2 protein-coding genes, 1 pseudogene and 1 riboswitch are annotated in these 3,388 nt (G+C 77.0%); of the genes and pseudogenes, 2 read left to right on the forward strand and 1 reads right to left on the reverse strand.

Annotation, left to right across the window (positions count from 1 at the left end):
* Together JZ5iCDA_RS16330 and purH are read left to right on the forward strand one after the other, a co-directional pair.
* Positions 1-1,026 (forward strand): MFS transporter (locus JZ5iCDA_RS16330; protein ID WP_069388092.1); only part of this gene is annotated, 1,026 nt, incomplete at its 5' end.
* A 28-nt stretch (positions 1,027-1,054) separates the two neighbouring features.
* Positions 1,055-1,143, forward strand: a riboswitch (ZMP/ZTP riboswitch).
* Between the two features lie 62 nt (positions 1,144-1,205).
* The gene (gene purH / locus JZ5iCDA_RS16335; RefSeq protein ID WP_069388094.1) at positions 1,206-2,885 is read left to right on the forward strand and encodes a bifunctional phosphoribosylaminoimidazolecarboxamide formyltransferase/IMP cyclohydrolase; all 1,680 of its coding nucleotides are present in this window, start codon (positions 1,206-1,208) and stop codon (positions 2,883-2,885) included.
* A 22-nt stretch (positions 2,886-2,907) separates the two neighbouring features.
* Here purH and JZ5iCDA_RS19185 read toward each other — a convergent pair.
* A pseudogene (locus tag JZ5iCDA_RS19185) lies at positions 2,908-3,388 on the reverse strand (pyridine nucleotide-disulfide oxidoreductase); the annotation flags it as partial.

Consider the following 3,388-nt stretch of genomic DNA (forward strand, 5'->3'; position numbering starts at 1 on the left):
GGTGGCGCCGCGCTGTGGGCCACCGTGGCCGTCGCCGCCGCCACCGGCTCGCTCACGGCGTGGCACCTCGCGGCGGTGCTCTTCGGCGCCTCCGTCGTGGGGGCGCTGGTCGACCCGGCGACCAGCGGCGCGTTCCGCTCGGTCGTCCCGACGCCGCAGCTGCCGACCGCGCTCGCCGCGGCCCAGGGGAGGGACGCCGCGGCGAGCCTGCTCGCGGGACCGGTGGGCGGGCTGCTCTACGCCGTCGCGCACGCCGTCCCGCTCGCCGCGGCCGCGGTGGGGCACGCCGCGACCGCCGTGTGCACGTGGCTCGTGCGCGAGCCGCTCAACGGCGACGTCGCCGCGGCGCGCGCCACCCGGCCGGTCGAGGCGCTGCGCGAAGGCCTGCGCTTCGTGTGGTCCGTGCCGCTCTTCCGCGCGCTGCTCGGGCTGTTCGTCGTCATCAACGTCGCGTTCGGCGGGCTGATGATCGGCATCAACCTCGAGCTCGTCCGGACCGGCACCGCGCCGGTCCTCATCGGGCTCGTCGACCTCGCCGTCGGCGCAGGCGTCCTCGGTGGCGCCGTGCTCGCGCCGCGCCTCGTCGCCCGCTTCCGGGCCGGCGCGCTCGTCGTCGTCGCCCTCGGCGTGCTCGCCACCGGCGCTCTCGCCATGGCGGCCCTGCAGGACTACGTCGCGTACGTCGTCGTGCTCCCGCTCGCGGTGCTCCTCGTGCCCGCGGTGAACGCGGGGCTGTCGGCCTATGCCGCCGCGATCACGCCCCCGCAGATGCAAGGGCGGCTGTCGTCGGTCATGGGGCTCACCGGCCTCGCGGCCGGCCCGCTCGTCCCGCTCGTCGGGAGCGGCCTCCTCGAGCGTTACGGGCTGGGGCCGGCGCTCACGGTCCTCGCCGCACTCCTCGCCGTCACCGTCGCGGTCCTCGCCACCGTCCGCCCGCTCTGGCGCGTCGGCACGCCCGACACGTGGGCCGACGACGCCCTCCCGGCACCCGGCGCCGGCGCCGACGCCACGAAGCAGACCCGGTAGAGGGGCCGCCAGAGGGGCCGGTAGAGTGGGCAGCGGCCGCGACTGGCGAGGGTGGGAACGACCACCGGGGAGCGGCCGGACATCCCTGCTGGTGCGTCGACCGCCTGGGCGCCTGGGTCCTGCCACTCGGCACCGGTCGTCCGCCGGTGCCCGACCGCGACCCGGAGGAGCACCTCGCCATGTCCCAGCCCCACGTCCCCTCGGCGCCCGACGTCCAGCTCGCCGACGACGCACGCCGCCCGGTGCGCCGCGCGCTGCTGAGCGTCTACGACAAGACGGGCCTCGTCGAGCTCGCGACCGCGCTCCACGCCGCCGGCGTCGAGCTCGTGTCCACCGGGTCCACCGCCGCGACCGTCGCCGGCGCGGGCATCCCCGTGACGCGCGTCGAGGACCTCACCGGCTTCCCCGAGTGCCTCGAGGGGCGCGTCAAGACGCTGCACCCCCGCGTGCACGCCGGCATCCTCGCGGACTCGCGCAAGGCCGACCACCTCGCCCAGCTCGAGGAGCTCGAGATCGCGCCGTTCGAGCTCGTCGTCGTCAACCTCTACCCGTTCGCCGCGACCGTGGCGTCCGGCGCGGGCCCGGACGAGGTCGTCGAGCAGATCGACATCGGCGGGCCGTCGATGGTCCGCGCGGCCGCGAAGAACCACCCGAGCGTCGCCGTCGTCGTCGAGCCGACCGCGTACGACGCCGTCATCGACGCCGTCCGCTCGGGCGGCTTCACGTACGCGCAGCGCAAGGCGCTCGCCGCCGCGGCCTTCGTCCACACCGCGACGTACGACGTCGCCGTCGCCTCGTGGATGGGCAGCGTCGTCGCGCCCACGGACGAGGTCGTCGGCGAGGACGGGACCCCGCGCCCGACCGGGTTCCCGGCCTGGGTCGGGGGCACGTGGGAGCGCGCCGACGTGCTGCGCTACGGCGAGAACCCGCACCAGCGCGCGGCCCTCTACACGGCGGGCGACGGCGCGAGCGGCCTCGCGCAGGCCACGCAGCTGCACGGCAAGGCGATGAGCTACAACAACTACGTCGACGCCGACGCGGCGTGGCGCGCGGCGCACGACCACGCGGAGCCCGCCGTCGCGATCATCAAGCACGCGAACCCGTGCGGCATCGCGGTCGGGACGGACGTCGCCGACGCGCACGCCCGCGCGCACGCGACCGACCCGGTGTCGGCGTACGGCGGCGTGATCGCGGCCAACCGGCCCATCACGCGCGCGGCGGCGGAGCAGATCGCCCCCGTGTTCACCGAGGTCGTCGTGGCGCCCGGCTTCGAGCCCGACGCGCTCGAGGTGCTGCAGGCGAAGAAGAACCTGCGCCTCCTCGTGGTCGACGGCGCCCCGTCGGCCGAGGTCGAGCTGCGCCCGATCAGCGGCGGGCTCCTCCTGCAGAGCGTCGACCGTCTCGACGCGGTCGTCACCGACGCCGAGGGAACCGTCACGGGCGGGGACGACCCGGAGCGCTGGACGCTCGTCGCGGGCGACGCCGCCGACGACGCGACGCTCGCCGACCTCGCGTTCGCGTGGCGCGCCGTGCGCGCGGCGCGGTCGAACGCCGTCCTGCTCGCGAAGGACGGGGCGGCGGTCGGCGTCGGCATGGGCCAGGTCAACCGGGTCGACTCGTGCCGCCTCGCGGTCGAGCGGGCCAACACGCTCGCGGACGGCGACGAGCGCGCGCGAGGTGCCGTCGCAGCCTCCGACGCGTTCTTCCCGTTCGCCGACGGACTGCAGATCCTCCTCGACGCCGGCGTGCGCGCCGTCGTCGCCCCGGGCGGGTCGATCCGTGACGCCGAGGTGGTCGAGGCCGCGACGGCGGCGGGCGTGACGATGTACTTCACCGGCACGCGCCACTTCGCGCACTGACCGCGCGCCGCGGCGCGCTCGGTCACACGAGCGCGTCGCGGAGCCGGCGGCCGGGGTCGCGGGCCACGTCGAGGTCGAGGTGCAGCGCACCGCGCCCGGCGGCGCGCCGCACCGGCCCGACGTCGCGGGGCGAGTCGACGAGCAGGACCGCGCGGACGAGCGTCGCTCGGTCCGAGGCGTGGTCCGACGCGCGGTCCGCGGCGAGGGCCGCCCCGGGGACGAGGTAGAACGCGGCCCACCCGCCGGGCCCCGCGGGGTCGCCGCGCAGGACGACCTCGGCGCCCTCGGGCGGGACGCCGAAGAGCGCGAGGTCGTGACCGAGCTGCTGCGAGAACACGTACGGCGCGTGCGCCGGCGCAGCGGCAGGGGGCTCGTCGGGCGCGAGGGCCACGACCGCGCGCGCGGTCGGCTCGGGGTCGTGCAGCGCCGCGGACCAGTGCCCGCCCGGGACACGGCCGAGGCCGGGGTGCTCGCGAGTGGCGCAGTCCCCGACGGCCCACACG

The organism is Cellulosimicrobium cellulans (assembly GCF_001722485.1).
Lineage (GTDB): Bacteria > Actinomycetota > Actinomycetes > Actinomycetales > Cellulomonadaceae > Cellulosimicrobium > Cellulosimicrobium cellulans_A.

Coding starts and splice junctions, on each gene's coding strand:
- purH (WP_069388094.1), top strand. CDS start 1,206: ATGTCCCAGCCCCACGTCCCCTCGGCGCCCGACGTCCAGCTCGCCGAC.